Origin of the sequence: Pseudoalteromonas sp. (assembly GCF_018402495.1) — a bacterium.
In the GTDB taxonomy this organism is placed as follows: Bacteria; Pseudomonadota; Gammaproteobacteria; order Enterobacterales; family Alteromonadaceae; genus Pseudoalteromonas.
On the sequence record NZ_JAGYIU010000004.1, the window covers coordinates 375,203 to 398,908 of the forward strand.

Annotated in this window: 19 protein-coding genes; 12 read left to right on the forward strand and 7 right to left on the reverse strand. The window is 41.4% G+C overall.

The genetic code is table 11. The features are described from left to right. Positions 1 to 14: 14 nt before the first annotated feature. The 4 genes from queG to KG708_RS14155 form a co-directional block, all read right to left on the reverse strand. Positions 15 to 1,148 carry a tRNA epoxyqueuosine(34) reductase QueG gene (gene queG / locus KG708_RS14140; protein WP_213610779.1) on the reverse strand — a complete coding sequence of 378 codons (1,134 nt, stop codon included), beginning with the start codon at positions 1,146 to 1,148 and terminating at the stop codon, positions 15 to 17. A 70-nt stretch (positions 1,149 to 1,218) separates the two neighbouring features. After that, positions 1,219 to 2,439, reverse strand: a complete 1,221-nt coding sequence (locus KG708_RS14145; protein ID WP_213610781.1) for a methyl-accepting chemotaxis protein — start codon at positions 2,437 to 2,439, stop codon at positions 1,219 to 1,221. 58 nt (positions 2,440 to 2,497) lie between these two features. Beyond that, entirely contained in the window at positions 2,498 to 3,202 is a 705-nt protein-coding gene (locus tag KG708_RS14150; RefSeq protein ID WP_213610783.1) for a glycerophosphodiester phosphodiesterase family protein, read from the reverse strand. Then, positions 3,199 to 4,065: a DMT family transporter gene (locus tag KG708_RS14155; RefSeq protein ID WP_024601220.1), complete on the reverse strand. Its 867-nt coding sequence runs from the start codon at positions 4,063 to 4,065 to the stop codon at positions 3,199 to 3,201. Before KG708_RS14155 ends, KG708_RS14150 begins: the two co-directional genes overlap by 4 nt. Positions 4,066 to 4,393: 328 nt before the next feature. On the opposite strand from KG708_RS14155, the gene KG708_RS14160 reads away from it, so the two are divergent. From KG708_RS14160 to rlmB, 5 genes are all read left to right on the forward strand, one after another. Beyond that, positions 4,394 to 5,497, forward strand: a complete 1,104-nt coding sequence (locus KG708_RS14160; protein WP_213610785.1) for a sensor histidine kinase — start codon at positions 4,394 to 4,396, stop codon at positions 5,495 to 5,497. Then, positions 5,494 to 6,108, forward strand: coding sequence for a response regulator transcription factor (locus KG708_RS14165; protein ID WP_213610787.1), 615 nt, complete (start codon positions 5,494 to 5,496; stop codon positions 6,106 to 6,108). The genes KG708_RS14160 and KG708_RS14165 overlap by 4 nt, the downstream gene beginning before the upstream one ends. 163 nt (positions 6,109 to 6,271) lie before the next feature. Then, a complete protein-coding gene (locus KG708_RS14170) occupies positions 6,272 to 7,006 on the forward strand; it encodes an enoyl-CoA hydratase/isomerase family protein (RefSeq protein WP_213610789.1) in 735 nt (244 codons plus the stop codon). 206 nt (positions 7,007 to 7,212) lie between these two features. Then, positions 7,213 to 9,672 carry a ribonuclease R gene (rnr, locus tag KG708_RS14175; protein WP_213610790.1) on the forward strand — a complete coding sequence of 820 codons (2,460 nt, stop codon included), beginning with the start codon at positions 7,213 to 7,215 and terminating at the stop codon, positions 9,670 to 9,672. Beyond that, positions 9,669 to 10,412, forward strand: a complete 744-nt coding sequence (gene rlmB / locus KG708_RS14180; protein WP_213610792.1) for a 23S rRNA (guanosine(2251)-2'-O)-methyltransferase RlmB — start codon at positions 9,669 to 9,671, stop codon at positions 10,410 to 10,412. Before rnr ends, rlmB begins: the two co-directional genes overlap by 4 nt. Positions 10,413 to 10,591: 179 nt before the next feature. Here the strand turns inward: rlmB and KG708_RS14185 are convergent, their stop codons facing one another. Together KG708_RS14185 and KG708_RS14190 are read right to left on the reverse strand one after the other, a co-directional pair. Next, positions 10,592 to 12,748, reverse strand: a complete 2,157-nt coding sequence (locus KG708_RS14185) for a TonB-dependent receptor (protein WP_213610794.1) — start codon at positions 12,746 to 12,748, stop codon at positions 10,592 to 10,594. A 242-nt stretch (positions 12,749 to 12,990) separates the two neighbouring features. Further along, positions 12,991 to 13,848 carry a LysR family transcriptional regulator gene (locus KG708_RS14190; RefSeq protein WP_213610796.1) on the reverse strand — a complete coding sequence of 286 codons (858 nt, stop codon included), beginning with the start codon at positions 13,846 to 13,848 and terminating at the stop codon, positions 12,991 to 12,993. A gap of 126 nt (positions 13,849 to 13,974) precedes the next feature. On the opposite strand from KG708_RS14190, the gene KG708_RS14195 reads away from it, so the two are divergent. The 6 genes from KG708_RS14195 to KG708_RS14220 all read left to right on the forward strand — a co-directional run bounded on the left by KG708_RS14195 (position 13,975) and on the right by KG708_RS14220 (position 22,402). Beyond that, a complete protein-coding gene (locus KG708_RS14195) occupies positions 13,975 to 14,565 on the forward strand; it encodes a hypothetical protein (protein WP_213610798.1) in 591 nt (196 codons plus the stop codon). A 136-nt stretch (positions 14,566 to 14,701) separates the two neighbouring features. Further along, positions 14,702 to 15,784, forward strand: coding sequence for a glycine cleavage system aminomethyltransferase GcvT (gene gcvT, locus KG708_RS14200; protein WP_213610800.1), 1,083 nt, complete (start codon positions 14,702 to 14,704; stop codon positions 15,782 to 15,784). Positions 15,785 to 15,861: 77 nt separating this feature from the next. Further along, complete coding sequence (gcvH, locus tag KG708_RS14205; protein WP_213610802.1) at positions 15,862 to 16,251, forward strand: glycine cleavage system protein GcvH; 390 nt, start codon at positions 15,862 to 15,864, stop codon at positions 16,249 to 16,251. Between the two features lie 165 nt (positions 16,252 to 16,416). Next, on the forward strand, positions 16,417 to 19,308 hold the full coding sequence (gcvP, locus tag KG708_RS14210; protein ID WP_213610804.1) for an aminomethyl-transferring glycine dehydrogenase: 2,892 nt from the start codon (positions 16,417 to 16,419) through the stop codon (positions 19,306 to 19,308). Positions 19,309 to 20,002: 694 nt separating this feature from the next. Further along, positions 20,003 to 20,281: a transposase gene (locus tag KG708_RS14215; protein WP_301003434.1), complete on the forward strand. Its 279-nt coding sequence runs from the start codon at positions 20,003 to 20,005 to the stop codon at positions 20,279 to 20,281. A 459-nt stretch (positions 20,282 to 20,740) separates the two neighbouring features. After that, entirely contained in the window at positions 20,741 to 22,402 is a 1,662-nt protein-coding gene (locus KG708_RS14220; RefSeq protein ID WP_301003435.1) for a TonB-dependent receptor, read from the forward strand. Positions 22,403 to 22,443: 41 nt separating this feature from the next. Here the strand turns inward: KG708_RS14220 and KG708_RS14225 are convergent, their stop codons facing one another. Beyond that, positions 22,444 to 22,824: a hypothetical protein gene (locus tag KG708_RS14225; protein ID WP_213610806.1), complete on the reverse strand. Its 381-nt coding sequence runs from the start codon at positions 22,822 to 22,824 to the stop codon at positions 22,444 to 22,446. Positions 22,825 to 23,091: 267 nt separating this feature from the next. Here KG708_RS14225 and KG708_RS14230 point away from each other — a divergent pair, with 267 nt between their 5' ends. Further along, positions 23,092 to 23,685: an ACP phosphodiesterase gene (locus KG708_RS14230; RefSeq protein WP_213610809.1), complete on the forward strand. Its 594-nt coding sequence runs from the start codon at positions 23,092 to 23,094 to the stop codon at positions 23,683 to 23,685. Positions 23,686 to 23,706 lie beyond the last annotated feature (21 nt).

Consider the following 23,706-nt stretch of genomic DNA (forward strand, 5'->3'; position numbering starts at 1 on the left):
TTAACGCTAAAGGCTTATGCGTCTCTGGGTAAGCCTTTTTCAACTATACGTATTAATCGAGCTGTTTTTCGACGTTGCTGCTTTTGTTTATCATGTTGCTGGGTGAGCGCCCAATTGATGTGCTCGCAAACTAATTCGCTCGCATCGTGGCGTTTATCTTCGAGAGCGTGAATAATTGCTGGGCTAAAATCTGCGTTGCCTAAGCCAACCGCTATATTTCGTAACCAACGCTCATGGCCAATGCGCCGAATAGGGCTGCCCTCGGTATTTGTTAAAAAGGTAGTTTCATCCCAGGCAAATAACGCGAGTAAATCTTTATTTTTTAACTGTGTACGGGGGTGGAAGTCTTGTTCGTCGGTAATTTGTCCATAGCGATTCCATGGGCACACTAACTGGCAATCATCGCAACCATAAATGCGGTTACCCATTAAGGTTCGGTATTGCTCTGGAATAGCTCCTTGATGCTCTATGGTTAAATACGATATGCATTTACGTGCATCTACCACATAAGGTTCTACAATAGCGCCGGTGGGGCAAAGGGTTATACAGGCAACACATTTACCACAACCTTCGAACGTGTTTTCATCATCAATAGGCAGTGGTAAATCTACAAATAACTCACCTAAAAAGAACCAAGAACCCGCCTCTTTATTTATTAATAAAGAATGTTTACCTCGCCAGCCAAGCCCTGCTTTTTCAGCTAATTGACGCTCAAGCACTGGCGCTGAATCAACAAAAGGCCTAAAGCCATAGTCACCTACCTGCTGTTCAATTTTTTTACCTAATTGCTTGAGCCGATTGCGCATTAATTTGTGGTAGTCACGGCCAAGCGCATAGCGGCTGATATAGGCTTTTTCGGTATTTTTAAGGTTTTTGGCAAAGCCTGAATCTGGCGGCAGGTAATTCATTTTTACTGAAATAACCCGTTGCGTGCCAGGGACTAGCTCGCTAGGGCGGGCGCGTTTCATTCCATGTGCAGCCATGTAATCCATTGAGCCATGAAACCCTGCATCAAGCCAACGCTGAAGCTGTGCTTCATGCTTAGTTAAATCAATGTCAGTAATGCCCACTTCACTAAAGCCAAGTTGTTGGCCCCATAATTTTATTTGCTGGGCTAGCTGTTCATAGTTTGGTTTTACGTCGCTCACATACTTCACACAGTTAAATGACAAGCCGCTTAATTTAGCATAATCGCGGCTTGGGTGAAATTGTTATTGCCTAATCTACAAAGCGTTTTAACTGTTGTTGGGTTTGTTGGCTTAGCTTTTGTGATTGCTCAGAATCATGCAGTGCTGTATCTATTTGTTGCTTAGCTTGTTCGCCTAGCGCCACAATTTGCTCAACCGATTCATGCGTTTGGTTTTGGGTATCTTCGAGCAAATGCACGGCATTGGCTATTTGCTGTAATTGTTGTTGATTAAGTTCAAACTCATTGAGCATTTTACCAAACCCATCAGAGGTGGTGTTAATTGATGTTTGCGCATTATTTGAGTGGTTTATTAATTGCTCTGACTCTTTATTCGTTTCATTAACGAGCTCATTCATTTGGGTAATAAAATCACTAATTTGGCGTGTTGCGTCGCTTACTTTAACCGATAGGGTACGAACTTCATCGGCAACCACGGCAAAACCTCGCCCGGCTTCACCAGCGCGTGCCGCTTCTATGGCTGCATTAAGTGCTAATAAGTTAGTTTGATCCGAAAACTCTTCAACCATTTTTAAAATACTGCGAATGTTTTCGCTGTTCTCTTTCAAGCCCGCAATCGTTTTAGAAAAACTACCCAGCATTTCATTAATAAGTCTTACCTGTTCAACTAGTTTTGACAGCTCACCAGCAGAGAGCTTTACAAAATTAAGGTGTTCATTATTGACCTGATGTACGCTATCAGTGTTACTTACTATATCTTGCAGGCTTTGGGTAATTTGGTTACTGGCATTAATTATGGTGTGGCTTAAATTAATTTGCTGCTCACTCAATTGTTCAGTGTGTTGCATTGATTGCGTTACTTGGCTGTTACTCTGCACACTCTCTTGGGCGCTGGTGTAGGTAGTACTTAATAAACTATTTAAATGGGTAGTAAATTGATTGTATTGCTCACTTAAATCTCTAAATTCATCAAACGTGAAATGGGGTAATTTGGCTGCTAAATTCGCATCTTGTTGATTAATATTAATCAACGTATCGCGCATTGCTTTTACCGGGCGCACAATTAAAAAGCGCATATAAAAAATAGTAAAAATAAAGCCTGCAATAATAAGTAGCGCAAGTGCCCAAAATAAGCCAGTGCTTTGCTGGTTTTCGGTTAAACTACTGTGTAACCAAAACAAAGTAATGGCTTGAAATAAAAAAACAAAACTTAAATTCCCAACTATTTTTCGGGTCAAAGTATAAAACAGTGTTTGTTCTAAAAAATTATAAATACGCATGTAGCTACTCATTAAATAGTGACCTACTAAATTATTGTTTTTATAGCATAAATGGCAATTAAATAATTAGTTATAGTTCATTTAATTGCGCTAAATAATGCTTAGTTCGTTCAGGGTCGTTAGTAAAAATACCATCAACACCACAGGCAAGCATCAGTTTAATATCTTCGACTTCATCTACGGTGTAAGCAAATACTTGTAAACCGCGCATTTTGGCATCGTCTACAAACGGTTTGTTCATAAAGTTTTTGTCAATATGAATGCTGTAGGCGTGTAAGTCTTGTGCAAACTTTGCATACTGCAATGGAATTGATGCAGTAAGTGCGCCAATTTTAAGCCACGATAAACGGCTCTTTAGCCAGTGTAGTTGATGATGATTAAATGATGAAACTAAAATATTGTCAGCGGTTATTTTTTTGTTCGCAATGTTACTTTCAAGCACGGTTGCAAACTTTTCAAGTTCAAAGGTATGCTTTAGCTCTAAATTGAGTAAGGTTTGGTTATTATTCCAGTCTATTAATTGCTGCAAAGTAGGGACTTGTTCGCCATTTCCTGCATCAAACAGTTTAATTTGCTGGGCACTAAAGTCGCACACTTTGCCTTTGCCATTAGTGGTTCTATCGAGGTAGGTATCGTGAATAATAACGTAATCATCAAGCGCGCTTTGTACATCAACCTCAATGCCATCTACATTCGCTTTTAACGCCGCTATAATGGCGCTTTGCGTATTTTCGGGGAAGTGTGTGCTTGCGCCTCTATGTGCAAATATTTTCATGGCTGCTTTTTCCGTGAAATTGACCAAGTTTCAAAGCACGCAGCACTAACAATCAGTGCGCCACCAATCAGGGTCATCACTGAGGGGCGTTCGTGCAGAATAATTATAGCCAGTATTGTGCCATAAAGGGGCTGTAAGCAAGAAATCAATCCAGCGGTTGCTGCTGATAAATGTTTTAAACTCGCTGCAAATAACGAATGCGGCATCGCAGTAAACACCACACCGGCAATAAGCAGCAATATTAAATCAGTATCATTAATTTCTGTTATGGGCACTTCAATAAAAGCACACAGCATCAGGCTTGCCACTAAGGTTTGGTAAAACATGGTTTGCGGTCCACCATACTCGCTAAAGTAGCGTTTATGAGTAATATTACGAAGAGCAAAAAATAATGCTGATACCACGCCCGTCACAACACCTAAAGTGATGTCATCGCCTAAATTAACGTTAGGGATCAATAAATAAATGCCAAAAATCACCACCACAGCACTTATTATATCTTTTGTTTTGGGCTTACTTTTATTAAATAGGGGTTCTAAAAATACCGTGATCACGGGATAGGTAAAAAAGGCTAACATGCCCACGGTAATTCCCGCCAATTGCATGCCTGCAAAATAGGTTACCCAGTGAATACCTACGGCAACGCCTAATAAAATGGCAATCACATAATCTTTAGCGCGATGCAGCTTAATTGGTTTTTTTTGCAAAGTTAGTAGCACACAAATTGCCAGCCCAGCGATAGCCGCGCGATAAGCGGTAATATCTAATGCATTCAAACCAATTAGCTTTGCGAATAAGGCGGTACCGCCAAATAAAAGGACAGCAATGTGTAAGTAAATTAAGCTTTGTTGTTGGGACTGCATTAAATTTCCTGGTCACTTTTTTTGGCTATATTAGCATTGCTTTTATACTCAGAAGATGAATTTTTCTATTTCATGACAAATGTCAGCCAAGTTAATGACACTTCACACTCTTATCTATTTTACCCACTGGCATAGTTACCTTACTTATATTGGAGGGTGTTATGAATTCTTTAATTTTAACAAGCTTAAGCATTAGCGATTTTTTAGAAACACTAAGTTTTACTATCACTTATGTCGATTGTTTTATGTTCGTATGCATTTTTATGTTATTTGTATTTATTAATAAAAAGAGTGCTATAAATAAAAATAATAGGCCAGAGGTATTGGTATGAGCTCGGTTAACAGGTTTTCTCAGCAAAGCGATAAAGATTTTTGGAAATATGGTCATTTAGTTTTTACCGGTTTTTATTTACTCCCGATGATCATCAATTTTGCCAACTTTACGGCTAACCAAATCACTTTGTCTTTAGCCTTTTATATTGCGTTTATACTTTTATATGTAAAAGCAATAAATTGCAAAAATAGGGGAGTAACTAAGTTATTTATCGCTATGTTACTGGTGTGTTTTAGTGCCACTTTTTATAGCGCTGGTACACCAACCTTATTTGGCTTTATAGCTTATGTAGCGGGTTATGCATATAGCAATTATCAAAGAATTTATGCCGCATTAGCGATAATTTTAACTGTTTTGCTAAGTTCGTATGTGGGTGATATAGCCAAGCTTGAGTACTTTTTAGCGGTGGCTTTAATTTTATGTGCTGCTCTATTTAGCTATGGTATAGCGGCAAAAAGAGAGCATTTACATAAAATTCGCGAACAAGAAAGCGCAAAGCAATTAGAGCAACTAGCAGCCATTGCTGAGCGTGAGCGCATAGCCCGAGATTTACACGATATTTTAGGTCATTCATTGTCATCAATAGCTTTAAAAGCTGAGCTTGCCAATAAACTCAATCAAGGTGAGCGCTACGATCAGGCCAATAACGAAATTGCCCAAGTAGCAAACCTTGCAAGGCAATTGCTTAGTGATGTGAGAAACGCGGTAAGTGATTTAAAGCAACTCGACCTAGTGAGCCAAATCGCACAGCTAAAACAAACGCTTATAGCGCAAGGCTTTAACATAAAATTTAACGTTAATTTAGCAACCTTACCCGTTAAAGTAGAGGGCATTGCGAGCCTTATTATTAAAGAGTCGGTTACTAATTTATTACGTCATAGCAGCACTAAAAACGGCTCTATCAATATAGAACAAACAAAGCAGCAATTAATTATCAGCGTTATTGATAATGCGCCATGCGCTACATTAAAGGCGGGTAATGGTTTAAATGGCATTAAAGAGCGAGCTGAGCAATTAAATGGCAGTGCAACATTTACCTGTGGCGATACATTTACTTTAAATGTTGTGTTACCACTGAGTGCTGAGGATTTAAAATGATCAAAGTATATTTAGTTGAAGACCAAGCGCTGGTGCGCGATGCCGTTGCAGCCTTATTAAGCCTTGATTTTAATATTGAGGTGATTGGTCAAGCAAGCAATGGCCAAGATGCGTTAAATGAAATCAACGCGCTTAGTAAAGACTTGCATCCAGATATTGTTTTAACAGACATAGAGATGCCAAGCATGAATGGCATTGAGCTTAGTGAACAAATAGCCGCTAAGCATCCTGCAATTAACATGGTAATTATGACCACCTTTTCGCGTGCCGGTTATATTAGGCGTTCTTTAAGTGCGGGTGTTAAAGGTTTTATTTTAAAAGAAGCGCCAAGCGAAGAGCTAATCAATGCGCTTAAAAAAGTAATGCAAGGGCAAAAGGTTATTGACCCAGAGCTGGCAATTAACGCATTAGACGATACCGATCCACTCACAGATAAAGAACGCAAAGCATTAAAACTTGCAAGTGATGGTTTAAAAACCAGCGAAATAGCAAAACAGCTTTATATAAGTGAAGGCACAACTCGTAATTATTTATCCGATGCAATTGCTAAACTCAATGCCACAAACCGAATTGATGCAGCACGTATAGCCCGCCAAAAAGGATGGTTATAACTGTGCGAATACTTAAACGCCACGTCTTAAGCTCTCGCTCCTTTGATGGTGACAAAAAATAGACGCTTTATAAATTTCATACAGTGTATTACTATTCAGTTTATAATTATAAAAGTAACGAAAAGTGCTAAAAGCGCGGCTAAATGCACTCAAAGAGGCTCTAATGACAGCATTGATAGAAATTACCACGCAAGGAAGCACGGCTATCCTTACTATGAATACAGCAGAAAACCGCCATAATCCAACCTTTATAAACGAGTTTAATCAACACCTAGATACGATTGAGGCTAACGAGCATATTAAAGCGGTGGTGCTAACCTCAAGTAGCGATAAAAGCTGGTCGTTAGGCATTGATTTACAGTGGATGGCAAACCCTGACAACACACCACAAATAATTGCCGATTTTATGAACTCGATAGGTGCCTTGTTTAAACGTATTGTTACTTTTCCTATGCCTATTATTGCCGCGCTAAACGGCCACACTTATGGTAATGGTTCGATACTGGCGTGTGCCTGTGATTTTCGTTTTATGAAATCTGACAAAGGCTTCTTTTGTTTCCCCGAAGTCGATGTATTAGTGCCGTTTGTACCGTCTATGTTTCCGATTATTAATAAAGCGATTAATCCGCAATTTTTTAACCGCTTAGCCATGACCGGCGAGCGTGTTGATGCGCAAAAATTATTACAACATAACGTTGTAGAGGCCACCTTTGCTGATGAGCAAGCCTTGCAAACGGGTGTGTTAGAGTTTGCGCAAAGCTTTAATAAAAATCGCTGGATATACTCTCAAAACAAAACCCAAATGAACAAACCAATACTCGATACTATGGTAAAACAAGACCCGAGTTTTATCGATAATATAAGTAATTTGCTGTGGAAAAACTTACAGCAAAAATAAGTGATTTTTAAAAAGTGAGTAAAACTACTACCGGCAGTTTACTCACTTTTAAGCTCTTAAATTAAGTACATGTTAAGTGTTATTTAGTTACATTGCTACAAAATGCAAAAGGTAATAACGCTTTATTAAAAGTTTAATGGCTTTTACCTGTCTCATTACGAATATATGAGTTAAAATACTTACATAACCAACTAACAAGATAGTGAATGTCAAACCAAGATCCAAATCTCAGTCGAGAACAAGAAAAGTACGAAAACCCAGTCCCTAGTCGTGAGTTTATACTTACTCACCTGCAAGAGCGTTCCAAACCTGCTAACTACGCACAATTATGTGAAGAACTAGCTGTAAACGATGACGAACGCCAAATAGCATTTAAGCGCCGACTTCGCGCCATGGAGCGTGATGGGCAGCTGTATTTTAATAAATTTAAATGTTATGCCCTGATTGACGAAGCCGGTTTAACCAAAGGCAAAGTAGTCGGTCACAGAGACGGTTTTGGCTTTTTAGAAGTTGAAGGCGAGAGCAAAGATTGGTTTATTGCCAAACATCAAATGAACATGGTGTTGCATGGTGATATAGTCCTTGCGAAAGGCACTAAGCGTGGCTCAGGCTCAAAATGCGATGCGCGTATTATAAAAGTACTCACCAATGAGCGCGCACCTATTGTCGGCCGCTATTTTGTTGAGCATGGTATTGCTGTTGTTGTGGCTGAAGATCCGCGCATTACCCAAGATATCATTATTTTACCGGGTAACGAAAAAGGCGCGCGCCATAACCAAATGGTGCAAGTGCAAATAACCCAAAATCCAAGCCGTAATATGAATGCGGTAGGTAAAGTTATCGACGTACTGGGCGAGCATTTAGCGCCGGGTATGGAAATTGAAGTTGCGCTGCGTAATCACGATATTCCACACGTATGGCCAGAAGAGGTTGAACAACAAGTTGCTCACCTTGGTGAGTTTGTTGAAGAAGCCGATAAACAAGGTCGAGTTGATTTACGCGACTTACCGCTTGTAACCATAGATGGCGAAGACGCTCGCGATTTTGATGATGCCGTATACTGTGAACCTAAAAAGTCAGGTGGCTGGCGCTTATGGGTAGCCATTGCCGATGTATCACATTATGTAGGTATGAACACCCCACTTAATGCCGAGGCAATCGAGCGCGGTAACTCTGTGTACTTCCCAGAGCAAGTTATTCCTATGCTGCCTAAAGTATTGTCTAACGGCTTGTGTTCGCTTAATCCTGAGGTTGATCGCTTGTGTATGGTTGCCGAAATAACCGTATCGCAACAGGGTAAGCTTTCGGGGTATAAGTTTTACGAAGCGGTAATGAATTCACATGCACGTTTAACTTACACCAAAGTAAATGCCATCTTGCAAAACGATGAAAAGCTACGTAAAGAATACGCAGCTGTAGTGCCGCATTTAACTGATTTGCAGCAAATGTACATGGCATTAAAAGCAGCGCGACAAGAGCGTGGTGCCATTGAGTTTGAAACACTCGAAACTCGTTTTGTATTTAATGCACAGCGTAAAATAGAATCAATTGTGCCAGTTATTCGTAACGATGCGCATAAGCTCATTGAAGAATGTATGATTTTAGCCAATGTTTCGGCGGCTAAATTACTGGAAAAACATGAAGCCAGCGCACTGTATCGAGTACACGATGAACCCGATAGCGAAAAGCTCAGTAACTTTACGCAGTTTTTAACTGAGCTGGGGATTGAAAGCACGCTAAGTGATGAACCAACCCCAAAAGAAATTACTCATGTGTTGGCTCGTTTAGGTGACCGCCCAGAGGCTGAACTTATTCAAACCATGTTGCTACGCTCGATGAAGCAAGCGGTTTATCAGCCAGATAACATAGGCCACTTTGGCTTAGCATTATCTGCTTACGCGCACTTTACCTCGCCAATTCGCCGTTACCCAGATTTAGTGGTGCATCGTGCAATTAAAGCGGTATTAAAAGCACAAGGGCAGCAAACCTCTGGTGAATACGCTTATAGCGATGATGAAGTCGATCAACTTGGTGAGCAGTGTTCTACCACTGAGCGCCGCGCAGACGATGCCACCCGTGAAGTAGCCGATTGGTTAAAATGTGAATACATGCAAGATCATGTAGGCATGGAGTTTAACGGGGTTATTTCATCGGTTACTAACTTTGGTTTATTTATTCGTTTAGATGACTTACAAATTGATGGATTAATTCATGTTACCAATTTAGGTGATGAATATTTCCAGCATGATGCAGCTAAACATTGCTTGGTGGGTGAACACACACATACGGTTTATCGTTTAGGCGACAAAGTGACTGTGCAGGTTGCCTCGGTAAGTTTAGATGATCGCCGTATAAACTTAACGCTTAAAGGCGATGTTGCCCAAGATCGTTACGCGCGTCGTCGTGCACCTAAAAAAAATGCTCCAGCCAGTGTTCGCTCGCAACTTAAAGCCGGTAAGATCCCGGGTAAAAAGTCAGCAAGTGATGACAAAAAGCCAAAGGCGGGTAAAAAGCCTGCTGCAAAAGGCAAATCAGCGAGCAAATCAAAAGTAAAAGCGGATGACACCACCGCCAAGAAAAAAACCAGAAAGAAAGCGGTCAAAAAGCCCAAAAGACCAGGCAAAAATGCCCGTAAAAGTAATAGCCCAGGAGCAAGCAATTCGTGAGTAATGAATTAATTTTTGGCTTTCACTCTGTTGAAGCAATTTTAGCAAAAGAGCCAGAGCGTTTTTTAGAAATATACGCCCTTAAAGGACGTGACGATAAGCGCTTATCGCCGGTTATTGAGCAAGCGCGCCAATTTGGTATTTCAGTACAATTTATGCAACGTAAAGCGCTTGATAACAAAGCGAAAGATGAGCAGCATCAAGGCATTATTGCTAACGTTAAAGCGGCACGTGTGTTTAACGAAAAAGATCTTGATGAGATCATTGAACGCGAAGACACCCCGTTTTTATTAGTACTTGACGGCATTACCGATCCGCATAATTTAGGTGCTTGTTTGCGTAGCGCCGACGCTGCCGGCGTTCATGCGGTGATAGTCCCTAAAGACAAATCAGCAAAGCTTAATGGCACGGCACGTAAAGTGGCCTGTGGCGCAGCTGAAACAGTACCGCTTATTCAGGTAACTAACCTTGCACGTACACTGCGCGAAATAAAAGACGCAGGTGTATGGGTTGTAGGCACAGCCGGTGAAACCGACACGCACGTATTTGATGCCAGCTTAACAGGCCCAATGGCGATTGTGATGGGTGCTGAAGGTGAAGGCATGCGCCGCTTAACCCGTGAGCATTGTGATGTACTTGTTAAAATTCCAATGGCGGGTACGGTTTCAAGTTTAAATGTATCGGTTGCAACCGGTATTTGTTTATTTGAAGTATTACGCCAGCGCGCAGAAACAAATTAAGCCTATTAATTACATAGGCATTAAAAAGCCGAGATTGATTTAATCAACCTCGGCTTTTTCAATGCCTTTATAATTTCATACCCATTTTTAGTAAGTAGGTACTCTGCTATAACGCTAGGAAAATAACTCAATAGCAATTACGCTTATATGAGTTATTTTCAACGCAGCTAAAGGGTTATTTAGAATGAGTAGCTGTAGCCCATTTGTACTGAACGTGGTTTACCAGGTTGAATACCGCCATTTGCACGGTTAGCAATGTAGGTTTTATCAAACAGGTTATCTACGCTTAGGTATACCTTTTGGTTTTCGTCGATTAAGTACTTAGCAGCTAAATCCCATACAACGCGACTATCAATCGCATTTAAGCCTGAGTTAGTTAAATCAGCATGTGCATCTGACACGTAACGTATTTGGCTATTTACCACAAAGTTATTCACTTCTGCGCCAAACGATAAAGCAACCTGGTTCTCTGGTACGTAAGGCATCGCATCGCCTTTTTCTACTGAGCCCCAGATACCAGAGTTAAATGAGTTTTTAAACTCTGAGTCTGTGTAGGTGTAAGTTAATTTTACTGGGAATGCAGCTGAGGCTGTATTAAACGTACGACCAGCGCTAAATTCAAAGCCTGATACCTCTACCTCACCGTAGTTATATTGGTCGCCAATATTTTCATCGCTACAACCAACTGATGCGGTACAGTTACCATGCATGTTGTCGTAATCAGAGTAAAACGCAATTACTTCACCGTTAAAGCCGCCAGCATTAAATCGAGAACCAAACTCGATGTTTACACTTTCTTCTTCCTCTTGCTCTGCATTACCTGGTGCTGCAGGGGCATAGCCTTTTTGAATGCCGGCAAGTAAAGTCAGGTTGTCGTTAAGTGTGTAAGTGGCGCCTAAAGAAGGTATTAAAATTTCAGTGTCATTAGAGATATTTTTAGTCAAGCCTTGGCTACGTGTTGGATCTGTTTTAGCCCACTCTTCACGTTTTATTGTAATGTCTTCATAGCGCAGGCCCGCATTAACAACTAATGCATCTAATGTCCATGTATCATGCACAAATAACGTGCTGGCTTTTGCGCTATCAAAACGGTTACTGTTAGAACCCGGTAGGCCTTGCGAGGTTAAAGTCATGCTTAAATCTTGATTAAGCGTGTACATATCTTCCCACTGAAAACGATCCATTTCATCTTCGTGGTAACGTACGCCAACCGTAATGTAGTGAGCGCCCGCTGGGATATGCAATTCAGACTGAATACCTTTTGCTTGGTAGTCACGGTTATTGGCTTTAACACCTATATTTTCAATACCCTCAGCTGTTGGGTTTGCTTCAAACTCGCTGTATTGCTCAAGTGTGCTTGAACCAACACTGCTTGCTTTGTACCAGTTACGGTGGAAGTCGTTTAAGTACGCTGTTGCTAAAAATTCATAACCGTCAGCAAAACGAAACGCGTAGTTTACTTGGTAAGCATTATGGCGAGTGTTCATTTCATCATTTTGCGATGCCGCATAACGACGGTACGGGTTTTGTTGGTAATCGGCATCAGTTAAGCCCATGTAGGTTTCGTCTGATGTTTCTTCAGAATACTTTACTTTGAACTCAATATTGTGTGCATCCTTTTCACCAAAGGTATGGCCAAACTTTACTAGTACATCGTTTTTTTCAAACCCTGTGTTGTCATCACCTACTGGTAATTCTTTAAAGCCATCAGCACCGTAGGTAAATACTTCTATTAACCCTGCGGTGTTATTTTTTTCTTTTGCGAAGTAAGCATGACCTTTGTAGTAACCGTCGCTACCAAGTGCTGCGTCAACCATGCCCATAGCGCTATTAGGTTCAGTGGGCAAGCTGCGAGAAAGTAAGTTTAAAACCCCGCCGGTTGTACGCGGGCCGTATTTAACAGAGGCTGCGCCTTTTAATACTTCAATTGATTCCATACGACCCATAGTAGGGAAGTAGTAAGCTGATGGTGCAGCGTAAGGAGCAGGAGCAGCTAATACACCGTCTTCCATTACTGAAATTTTATCGTTACGGCCAGTACCTGTGCCACGCATACCAATATTAGGGCGTAGGCCGTAGCCATCTTCTTCTTGAACGTATACGCCAGGTACAGATGCTAAAACGCGAGAAATATCAGTAAATTCGAATTTTTGCAATTCTGCATCCGAAATAAACGTCGCTGATCCAGGGATGTCATTAATTGCTTCTTGTGAGCCAATAACAGTAATTTGTTCAAATCCGCGTTCAAATTTATCAGCATCTTTCGCTATTGCAACAGTGCTCAAAGACAATGAAATAGCTGCGGTTAATGCAGAGACTAAAAATTTTTGTGACATGATTACCCTAAAAATAGTTTAACGAGTTAAATTGACGTAATTTAAACATGTTAACGAATGATAATCAATATTGTTAAGCTTTGCCTTTGTTTACAATTGCCGTAAAGTTACGCGCTTTTTATAACATTTTTTACTAAGTGTTTAGCTTTGCTTTATAAAAACAACATAATGTACTGGCTGGTGGTGGTTAATTTAACCTGAACGCTGCTTGAGATAGATTTATTATCCAGAGTTCAGGTTATTTAAGGAGTGGGGTAGCCTAGGCGCAGCTTAATAAACTCAGCGAGTTTAAACACGGCGTTTTCAGGCTCGCTGGCGGTTTTGACTAAACTAATGCCAATGCTACCAAGCGCAGGTAAATTTTTAGTGTGTAATTGATAGGTTAAATCGTTCGGCACCGTACTTCTTGCCAGTACAGTAATACCTAAACCTTCTTTTAATGCCGCAATTAAACCGGTTAAATCGGCGTTGCTGTAAACAATACGGTATTTAATACCTGCTTTTTCAAGCGCTTGGGTTGCTCTGCGTCGGTAAATACAGCCCTCAGGCGCTGTTACTAAGGTAACGGTTTCATTTTGCGCCAGTGAAAGATCGCCAACCCACACTAATTGGTCTTGAATAAAAATAGGGAATTTTTCTGAATCAAGCTGCTCATTTAGCGCCAGTACTAAATCAAATTGATCTTGGCGCTCATCCGAAAGTAAATGTTTACTCAAACGTGATTTTACTTCTAACGATACATCAGGGTAGAGCGCCACAAAGTCGCCAATAATAGAGGGTAAAATACGTGCTGCAAATTCGCTAGGGATCCCTAAGCGCACTTTACCAGTCACACTTTCGGAGGTGAACAACTGCAAAATGGCATCGTTATGTTGCACCATTTGTTTTGCCATAGGCAGTAACAGTTCACCATATTGATTAAGTACTTGGCGTTGCCCCTGCTTTTTAAATAATTTATAGCCTAATAAGTCTTCTAAACGTTTTACTTGTAAGCTTACCGCCGGTTGCGAAAGGCCAAGTAAATCGCCTGCTTTGGCAAATCCACCTACCTCAACCACCATAACAAATGTGCGTAAACTGTCGGTTGAAATGTTTTTCATATTTAAAATTACTATTTATATGGCTATATATATAAGTATTATTTATCAATTGATAAGTAATTACAATTTGTTGTTGTAAGCCTTGCGCAATATACTTTTGCTATTAAAGATAGATAGGTATTTGTTATGACTTTTAACCCGATAATGTTTGCCCGCCATAGCAACGCTAACAGCGCGGTTATTAATGCCTTACAAGCTAATAACAGCCACGTTGTTATTGATTTTAGCGGCAGTGAAGCATCGGTATTTTTAAGTGCTATTTTAGGTCATGACCTCACCAAACTAACCGCCAGTGGCTTTGGTTTTAAAGGCACATTGGATGGCGATTTAAATTCTGATTTTAGCTACGCCGTTTACTACTTCAGCGAAACCGCATTTAGATTTGTACTCCCAGTAAATGCCAGCCTGCAATTACAATCGCTTATTAACGAGCAACAGCTTAGGTACGATATCGACTTTGTGGTACGCACTGATTTAGCAACCTTTACCTTAACCGGTAGCAACGCCTTTGATACCTTAGTTGAAGCGTTTAAATTAACCCCAGGCTTGCGCCTTGCTGATGCGCAGCTTTGTTATGGCGCGCAAAGTGGCGAAGTGTTTGTTACCGCGGTAGATGAAAACAACGAGCAGCAGTTTATAGTGATTGCTAAAACGCCTACGCTTGATAAGTGGCAACAGTATATGCAGCAACAAGGCTTTAGTGTTACTAACGCCTAAGCCATTTAATTCGTTAAACATATTTTTGTTAAAGATTACAATTTGGTAGGCGTATTAATGGCTACCATGTTATTCCCCCTCATTTAATTGAGGCCACGCCCACACACATGGGTTAATTTAAAAGTGAAGGAATATTATGACTTCTAAAACAGTATTACATGCAAAGCACCTTGAAGCCGGCGCAAAAATGGTTGATTTTCATGGCTGGGAAATGCCAATTAACTACGGTTCACAAATAGAAGAACACAACGCCGTACGTAACGATGCGGGCATGTTCGACGTATCGCACATGACCATTGTTGATATACAAGGTGAGCAAGCACAAGCATTTTTACGCAAGCTTGTGGCTAACGACGTTGCTAAATTAACAGTACCTGGCAAAGCACTTTACACTGGTATGCTTAACGAGCAAGGTGGCGTAATTGACGACTTAATTATTTACTACTTTAGCGAAACATTTTATCGCTTAGTGGTTAACTCAGCGACCCGTGAAAAAGATCTAGCACATTTAGCTAAGGTATCGAGCGACTTTGCAGTAACGGTTACTGAGCGCCCTGAATACGCCATGATTGCAGTACAAGGTCCTAATGCTCGCGCTAAAACTGCCAAGGTTTTAAACGCAGACCAGCAAGCTGCAGTAGAAGGCATGAAGCCATTTTTTGGTGTTCAAGCCGGTGATTTATTTATTGCTACAACAGGTTATACTGGCGAAGACGGTTACGAAATTGTAGTACCAAACGAGCAAGCAGCCGATTTATGGCAGCAACTGCTTGATGCCGGTGTAGCGCCTGCGGGCCTAGGCGCGCGCGACACACTACGTTTAGAAGCAGGTATGAACCTTTACGGCCTAGATATGGACGAAAGCGTATCACCACTGGCGGCTAACATGGCATGGACGATTGCATGGGAACCAGAAGATCGTGACTTTATTGGTCGTGATGTTTTGGTAAAACAACGTGCAGAAAAAAGTACTCATAAGCAAGTAGGCCTTATTCTTGAAGAAAAAGGCGTACTGCGTAGTGGTTCTAAAGTAATTGTTGATGGTGGCGAAGGTGTTATTACATCGGGCACATTCTCACCAACATTGGGCTATAGTGTTGCATTAGCACGTGTACCACGTTCAACGGGCGACACGGCTCAAGTAGAAATGCGTAAAAAATTAGTTAACGTAAAAGTGGTTAAATCGGGCTTTGTACGTAACGGTAAATCAATAATTTAAATAATTTGGTTATACCAACAAAGAAGCGAATAACGCTAAGTTGGTATGTTCCCAATCTAAACCAAAGGATGAAAAAAATGAGCAATATCCCTAGCGAGTTAAAATACGCACCTTCACACGAATGGGTTCGTAACGACGGCAACGGCACTTACACTGTTGGTATTTCTGAGCACGCCCAAGAACTGCTTGGCGACATGGTGTTTGTTGAATTACCAGAAGTTGGCGATGTAGTCGATGCAGGCGAAGACTGTGCAGTAGCAGAGTCAGTAAAAGCGGCGTCAGACATTTACGCACCAATTAGCGGTGAAATTGTTGCTATTAACGAAGAGCTAGAAGATTCTCCAGAAACAGTAAACAACGACGCTTACGGCGACGGTTGGTTATTCCGCATTAAAGCATCTGACGAATCTGAAGTTGATAACTTGCTCGACGCAGAAGGCTACGCACACACTATTGACGAAGAGTAATCGTTAATTAGTTAAAAGCCCCTCTATTTAAAACATTGGGGCTTTTATGATTAAAGCGCTTATTTTTCCATACAAGGTGAGCAGCTAAGTCATAAATATTTTTTATTATTACTAGTTACCCATTGGTAATAATTACACTTTTTTGGATCATAGGAATCTGGACACATGTCAAACGCCAAATCTCTTGAACAATTAGAGCAAAAGCAAGATTTTATTCGCCGTCATATCGGGCCAAGCCCAGCGCAAGTAAACGAAATGCTAAGCGCTCTTGAAGTATCGAGCGTTGAAGAGCTGATCGGTCAAACAGTACCTGCTGGTATTCGTCTTGAGCAAGGTCTTAATATCGGCGAAAGCCGCACCGAAGTTGAAACACTAAGCTACTTAAAATCGGTAGCAAGCAAAAATAAAGTTTTCAAATCGTATATTGGCCAAGGCTACCACCCAACTCACGTGCCGCACGTAATTTTACGTAACGTACTTGAAAACCCGGGTTGGTACACAGCGTACACACCGTATCAGCCAGAGATTGCACAAGGGCGTTTAGAGTCACTATTAAATTTCCAGACTATGACCTTAGACATTACCGGCCTAGACTTAGCAAGTGCTTCACTGCTTGACGAATCAACTGCTGCAGCCGAGGCAATGGGCCTTGCAAAACGTGTATCAAAAGCTAAAAAAGCCAATGCGTTCTTTATTGCCGACGACGTACACACGCAAACCATTGACGTAGTGAGCACCCGTGCAGAGCAATTTGGTTTTGAAATTATTGTAGGTAAAGCCGCTGATGCCGTGAACCACGACATTTTTGGTGCGTTATTTCAATACCCGTCAACATCAGGCGAAATTGTTGATATAACTGACCTAATTGCTGGCGTACAAAGCAAAAAAGCGATTGCCTGTGTGGCAGCCGATATCATGAGCTTATTACTATTAAAAGCACCAGGTAAATTAGGCGCCGACGTAGTACTTGGCTCTGCACAGCGTTTTGGTGTGCCAATGGGTTACGGTGGTCCACATGCTGCATTTTTTGCAACACGTGATGCATACAAACGTTCATTACCAGGGCGTATTATTGGTGTATCAAAAGACCGTTTAGGTAACGATGCACTGCGTATGGCAATGCAAACCCGTGAGCAACATATTCGCCGCGACAAAGCCAATTCAAACATTTGTACTGCGCAAGTATTACTAGCCAACATGGCGGCGTTTTACGCGGTATACCATGGCCCGCAAGGCTTAAAAACCATTGCACAACGCATTCACCGTTTTGCTGATATTTTAGCAACAGGCTTAAAAGCAAAAGGTGTGGCACTTAAGCACACTACTTGGTTTGATACATTAACTGTTGTTGATGAAAACAAAGCCGACGTGATTGCGCGTGCTGTGGCTAAAGGCGTTAACTTTGCTGCTAACCATGCGGGCGAGTACTCAATTTCAGTATCAGAAACCACAACACGTGCAGACATTGCCGAGTTATTTGATATTATTTTAGGCGAAGGCCACGGCCTAAGCGTAGATGCAATTGCTGCGGACGTTGAAGCAAATGGCAGTGACTCTATTCCTGCAAGCCTAGTGCGTGATGATGAAATCCTTACGCATCCAAACTTTAACAGCTACCACAGCGAAACAGACATGCTTCGCTATATTAAGCGCCTTGAAAACAAAGATTTAGCGCTTAATCACTCAATGATCTCGTTAGGTTCATGTACCATGAAACTAAACGCGACCGCTGAAATGATCCCAATTACCTGGCCTGAATTTGCAAACCTTCACCCATTCTGCCCGCTAGACCAAGCAGAAGGTTACCAAATAATGATTAACGAGCTACACGATTGGCTAGTTAACATTACCGGTTACGACGCGGTTTCATTGCAACCAAATTCAGGTGCACAAGGTGAATACGCAGGCCTAATCGCCATTCGTAAATACCACGAGTCACGAGGGGACGCACACCGTAATGTGTGTTTAATTCCAAGTTCTGCGCACGGTACTAACCCAGCGTCGGCACAAATGGCGAGCATGAAAATTGTAGTTGTTAACTGTGATAAACACGGCAACATCGACATGGAAGACTTAAAAACCAAAGCTGCTGAGGTGTCTGAAAACCTATCATGTGCCATGGTAACGTACCCATCTACCCACGGTGTATACGAAGAAACGATTCGTGAGCTATGTGAAATTGTTCACCAGCACGGTGGCCAAGTTTACATGGATGGCGCAAACATGAACGCGCAAGTAGGTGTTACTAGCCCAGGCTTTATTGGCTCAGACGTATCGCACTTAAACCTACACAAAACATTCTGTATTCCACACGGTGGCGGTGGCCCAGGTGTTGGCCCAATTGGTGTTAAATCGCACCTTGCGCCATTTATGCCAAACCACAGTGTAATTAACCTACCAGGTACTAATGCTGGTAACGGCGCAGTATCGGCAGCCCCTTATGGCTCTGCAGCTATTCTACCTATTTCATGGGCTTACATTGCCATGATGGGCTCTGAGGGCTTAAAACAAGCCACAGAAATGGCGATTGTAAATGCTAACTACCTAAGCAATGAGCTTAGCAAGCACTTCCCAATTTTATACCGTGGCCGTAACAATCGCGTTGCCCACGAATGTATTATTGACCTACGCCCATTAAAAGAAGCCTCAGGCATTACTGAAATGGACGTGGCTAAGCGCTTACAAGATTACGGTTTCCACTCACCCACTATGTCGTTCCCAGTAGCGGGCACATTAATGATTGAGCCAACTGAATCTGAGTCTAAGGGCGAGATTGACCGCTTTATCGAAGCCATGGTATCGATTAAAGGTGAAATTGATAAAATCATTTCAGGTGAATGGTCAATCGAAAACAACCCACTGGTATTTGCACCACACACACAAGCTGATGTGTTAGGTAATGAATGGGATCGAGCGTATGACCGTTTTTACGCTGCATTCCCAGTACCAGCAGTTGCTAAAGACAAGTTCTGGCCAACCGTTACACGTATCGATGACGTATACGGCGACCGTAATTTAGTGTGTGCATGTCCTCCGATTGAGACATACCGCGATTAATTTTTGAACTTTAATTGGTAGTAAGTTCCACTGTAGAGTGGGGGGTTATCGAAATTATAAAAGCCGTTGCAGCAATGCAGCGGCTTTTTTGTGTTTGGTGAAAAACCATTTCAAATGCTTATGTAGGTTGGGTTGAGCGAAACGAAACCCAACGATTCTCCAATATCATTACCATCTTCCAAGCATGTAAATATGCATTGTTTGTAGGTCGCTCTTTAGGGCGAAAAAAAGCGAGAAAAAGAATTTCACCACAGAGATCATAGAGGCGCTTTGCGCTACACCGAGGTAAAAGGTATTACTGTAGGCGCTAAGCTTGCTGGCGCGTTGGTTGATAGGCTGGGCTTTAGCCCAAAAGTTGTATTAGCTTGGCTGATGGTTTTTATTGCTAACTTTCCAAGCCCAAACTCCAACCTAACGTTTAACACCCTCCCCCCCGTCATTACGCCCTGAAAATAAGCAATTGATGAGTAATGTCGCGCATGGATGCGCGATAAGGCGAAACTAGGCCATGGATGGCCTATCTTCGCTGTTTACGTTCACATCAATTAATTATTTGAAGGATTAAGCGTAATGCTCGGGTGCGCTGGGAGAGTCCAAGGAGGGGTCAGCGGCAGCCCCTATTTGGCTGCCGTCGCCAGCGCGATGGAAAAATACACGGCCTGACTTCATGCTTTAGTAGGTGGCCAAATTAACTATGCCACTACACTGCGTTAAAGGTGCAAAATACAGCAATGGGAAGAAGAAAGGCGCTACTAATCAAAAGAATGGTAATCGTTACTTAGCGTGGGCGTTTACTGAGGCCGCTAACTTTGCCATTCGGTATAACCCAACAATTAAAAAATATTATCAACGAAAACTGGCTAAAACGAACCACGTTATCGCAATTAAAACGGTTACGCATAAGCTCGCAAGAGCCTGTTATCACGTGCTTAAAGATAATGTCCCATTTGATGAACACAAGGCGTTTACTTAGCGACTATAAAAAATTAGGTTAACGTGTTGAGCTAATAATGGGGTTGGTAAAACCATTAGATTTGATTGAGCCTGCACGTTAACCGCTCATATTTTAAATACTGGATATGCCCAATGTTTGAGCCAAAAAGGGGTGGTTATGTTCAAACATAAACCACAGAATTGTTACAGCGCAGTGTGTAAACACAGCCAGAAACTGGACTGACATTGGTACTAAACGATGACTGAGGCGAAAGCCAAGGGCCTTAATTAATCATCCATGATGCTTAATTAAACTGCCTAAATTCACATGGGTGACTGGTGCATATTCACACCAATCGACGTCATTACTGGGTGCGTAGTCATATTTAAAGTGAGTTTAAAAAGTAACAACACTTGGTTTTTTGAATAAAAAGATCAAGAAAACACAGCTGCCTGCTTGACCGGAACTTTCTAATGGGTGACCCCATTTGGCTTTCTTATGGCCGTTCTGAGCCTGGCGGTACTATTAACATCATCACTAAATGAAGAACAAGGCTCTTTGAAAGTATCTGCAGGGAGCTGGCAAAGTTATCGCGCTGAAGGCGACTACACTAATGCAATTAATGATCAAGTTGCTTTTAGAATAAACGGTGCAATTGAAGACGGTGAGGGTTTTAGAGACTACCACGAAAATAAAAAAACAGTGATCACACCTTCAGTTCTTTGGTTAATATCCGACACAACAAAATTAAATTATGAACTAGAATATGTTGATCAGAGTGTGACGTTTGACCGTGGTATTGTTGCTCTAGATGGGAAGATAGACGCATTACCTATTGAAACATTTTTAGGTGAGCCAAGCGATGAACAAACAGAGGTTGATGCGATTTCTCATCAACTGACTTTTGAGCATCAGATAGGGCAATGGTCACTTTTAAATGGGCTTAGCTATAGCGATTCTAAATTTATAAGCGAATCGAGTGATGCTGAACTCGCCCCTAGCAGGCAGCTTTATTTTACTGATGGCGAAACCTTAAGTCGGCAACATAACGAACGTGATTTTCAAACTAAAAACATCTCAGCGCGCACTGAGCTAAGTGGTAGCGTTACTGCTGCTGGGTTTACCCATCACTTATTAATTGGCGCAGATGCCAGCAAGTTTGATTTTGACAAACTCTGGTACAGATACCGCCCTACGCTTGAAGATACGCGCTATGCAATCAATATGTATAACCCCATGTATGGGCAAACAGCACCCGAAGGCTCACTTTTATTTGACAGCACTGAAGTACAGCACAGTTACGGGGTTTATATTCAAGATCAAATCGACATCACTGAGCAGTGGAAAGTACAAGTAGGCGGTCGTTATGATTGGTTTGATCAGCAAATAGATAATCACATTAATCAAAGTCAGTCTAAAAGCAATCAGAGTACATTTAGCCCACGAGTAGGCTTAGTGTATGCTTACTCAGACGACATACAGTATTACAGCAGTTACTCGGAAGGTTTTAGGCCAAACAGTGGTTACGATATAAACGGTGATGCATTTAAGCCAGAATCGACAACCTCTATTGAGGCGGGTGTTAAATTTAGCACCGATACCCTAAATGGTAGCTTTACAGTATTTAGCGCCGAAAAAAGCAATATGTTGACCACAGATTTGCAAGCAGGCGTGTCGACGGCGTTAGGCGAGGTAACTAGCGAAGGCGTTGAGTTTGATTTACACGGTTATATTACAGAGCGCACGTCATTTGATTTTGCCTATACCTACACCGATGCAAAAACAGCAAACGACACGGTTAATACAGATTGGTGGGTAAAATTACCAAAAGGTAGCCCTTTACTTAATATTCCTAAACACAGTGCAAATGCGCGTATTAAAAGAGAATTAAATGATTTAATCGATTTAAATACGACCGTTGGTATAGCTGTTCAGTATGAGGGGGAACGCTTAGGTGAAACCATAGACCCTACGTATTACTTACCTTCGTATACGCTGGTGAATTTGTTCGCAAATTACAACGTTAATGAAGATGTGATGGTACAACTGAACATTAATAACGTGCTTGATAAAGAATATTACTCAAATTCTTACTCTGCAATTTGGACTCAACCCGGTGAGCCAGTTAATTATAAGCTGAGCTTAAAATATAGCTTTTAATTTATCCTTGGGGCAGGCTTAACGATGCTTGCCCCATCACTCTATTCAGGCTGTGCATCTGTTCCAAGTAAAGTGTCAATATAGGCGAGTTCTTCGCTAAAAATACCACTAAAAAATGCAGATTGTTCAATTATTACAGCGTCATTAGGCTGGGCTTTGTAGCTTTGCTGGCATCTGATAAGTTCACGGGTTAACCACGAGCACTCATTACTTGCAGTGTTTATAGCTGCTTTTAAAAAAGAGGGCCATTTGATTTTTTGTAAATTAAAGCGATAGAGCATTACAGCGATACAGCCATAGGCTTGTTGCTCAAGTGATGGTGGGTTATCACTCGTTACTACGTCGCTGTTTAACAGTTTACTGTTGATAAGTGCTTGTTGCAGTGCGACCTGTTGTGATTGACTTAAAAAGCTTGTTGTCATAATGCGTGAGTAGCCCTGGTTACAATAGAAAATAGCATTTTGTATTAAAGGCTAAGCAAGGCGTTTTATGACTCATGCAGCACCGAAAAAAATGCAACAACAGTGATAACAAAATTGGCCTGACTCTTTACTGAATTATTAAAATACAATTGTAATTGATTGGATAGTTTTTAAGAATAAAGCTAAATGAAACTGTACTTCCCTAAAATGAATTTTATCCAAAACTGCGTTATTATCTAAATACTTTGGACAACTGCTGAGATTACCTTGAATTACTTAGCCCACCTTTATTTAGCAAAGCCTACGGCTGATTCTCATTTTGGCAATTTGCTGGGAGATTTTGGTGGCCAACGACAGGTAACGCATTTATCTACAACTGTAAAAAGCGCACTAGATAATCATTATTTAGTGGATAAATTTACTGACACACATCCTTTAGTAAAAGAAGCTAAGCAGCTTTTTTCAGCCAAGCGCAGGCGCTTTGCAGGTGTGGCAGTTGATGTGGTGTTTGATCATTTTCTTATTGCGCATTGGCAGCAGTTTAATAACCAATCACTAATTGATTTTAAGCACACCAGTTATGATCTTTTGGACAGGCGTATACCTGTAATGTCACAGAAAATGCAGCGTGTAGTAACCCACATGACCCAAAACGATTGGTTTAAAGAGTACGAAAGCATTGATGGGGTAGGGCGGGCGCTTGATAATATTGCTTCGCGTATTCGATTTACTAATAACTTTGCAGGTGCTAACGAAGATATAATCCGTCATTACGGTGAGCTAGATGAGTTGTTTTTGGCGTTTTTCCCTGTGCTGATTAAGCACGTTAATGAGTTTAATTTGGAAAGCGCACATAGTTAGTGTGCGCTTTCCAAATTAAAC

What these genes read in the sequence shown, in the direction of transcription:
- KG708_RS14190 (WP_213610796.1), bottom strand. Translation starts at nt 13,848, where the DNA reads ATGAAAAACATTTCAACCGACAGTTTACGCACATTTGTTATGGTGGTT.
- KG708_RS14170 (WP_213610789.1), top strand. Translation starts at nt 6,272, where the DNA reads ATGACAGCATTGATAGAAATTACCACGCAAGGAAGCACGGCTATCCTT.
- KG708_RS14195 (WP_213610798.1), top strand. Translation starts at nt 13,975, where the DNA reads ATGACTTTTAACCCGATAATGTTTGCCCGCCATAGCAACGCTAACAGC.
- gcvP (WP_213610804.1), top strand. Translation starts at nt 16,417, where the DNA reads ATGTCAAACGCCAAATCTCTTGAACAATTAGAGCAAAAGCAAGATTTT.
- gcvT (WP_213610800.1), top strand. Translation starts at nt 14,702, where the DNA reads ATGACTTCTAAAACAGTATTACATGCAAAGCACCTTGAAGCCGGCGCA.
- KG708_RS14165 (WP_213610787.1), top strand. Translation starts at nt 5,494, where the DNA reads ATGATCAAAGTATATTTAGTTGAAGACCAAGCGCTGGTGCGCGATGCC.
- gcvH (WP_213610802.1), top strand. Translation starts at nt 15,862, where the DNA reads ATGAGCAATATCCCTAGCGAGTTAAAATACGCACCTTCACACGAATGG.
- KG708_RS14220 (WP_301003435.1), top strand. Translation starts at nt 20,741, where the DNA reads ATGGCCGTTCTGAGCCTGGCGGTACTATTAACATCATCACTAAATGAA.
- rnr (WP_213610790.1), top strand. Translation starts at nt 7,213, where the DNA reads ATGTCAAACCAAGATCCAAATCTCAGTCGAGAACAAGAAAAGTACGAA.
- KG708_RS14160 (WP_213610785.1), top strand. Translation starts at nt 4,394, where the DNA reads ATGAGCTCGGTTAACAGGTTTTCTCAGCAAAGCGATAAAGATTTTTGG.
- KG708_RS14215 (WP_301003434.1), top strand. Translation starts at nt 20,003, where the DNA reads ATGCCACTACACTGCGTTAAAGGTGCAAAATACAGCAATGGGAAGAAG.
- KG708_RS14155 (WP_024601220.1), bottom strand. Translation starts at nt 4,065, where the DNA reads ATGCAGTCCCAACAACAAAGCTTAATTTACTTACACATTGCTGTCCTT.
- KG708_RS14225 (WP_213610806.1), bottom strand. Translation starts at nt 22,824, where the DNA reads ATGACAACAAGCTTTTTAAGTCAATCACAACAGGTCGCACTGCAACAA.
- KG708_RS14150 (WP_213610783.1), bottom strand. Translation starts at nt 3,202, where the DNA reads ATGAAAATATTTGCACATAGAGGCGCAAGCACACACTTCCCCGAAAAT.
- KG708_RS14185 (WP_213610794.1), bottom strand. Translation starts at nt 12,748, where the DNA reads ATGTCACAAAAATTTTTAGTCTCTGCATTAACCGCAGCTATTTCATTG.
- KG708_RS14145 (WP_213610781.1), bottom strand. Translation starts at nt 2,439, where the DNA reads ATGAGTAGCTACATGCGTATTTATAATTTTTTAGAACAAACACTGTTT.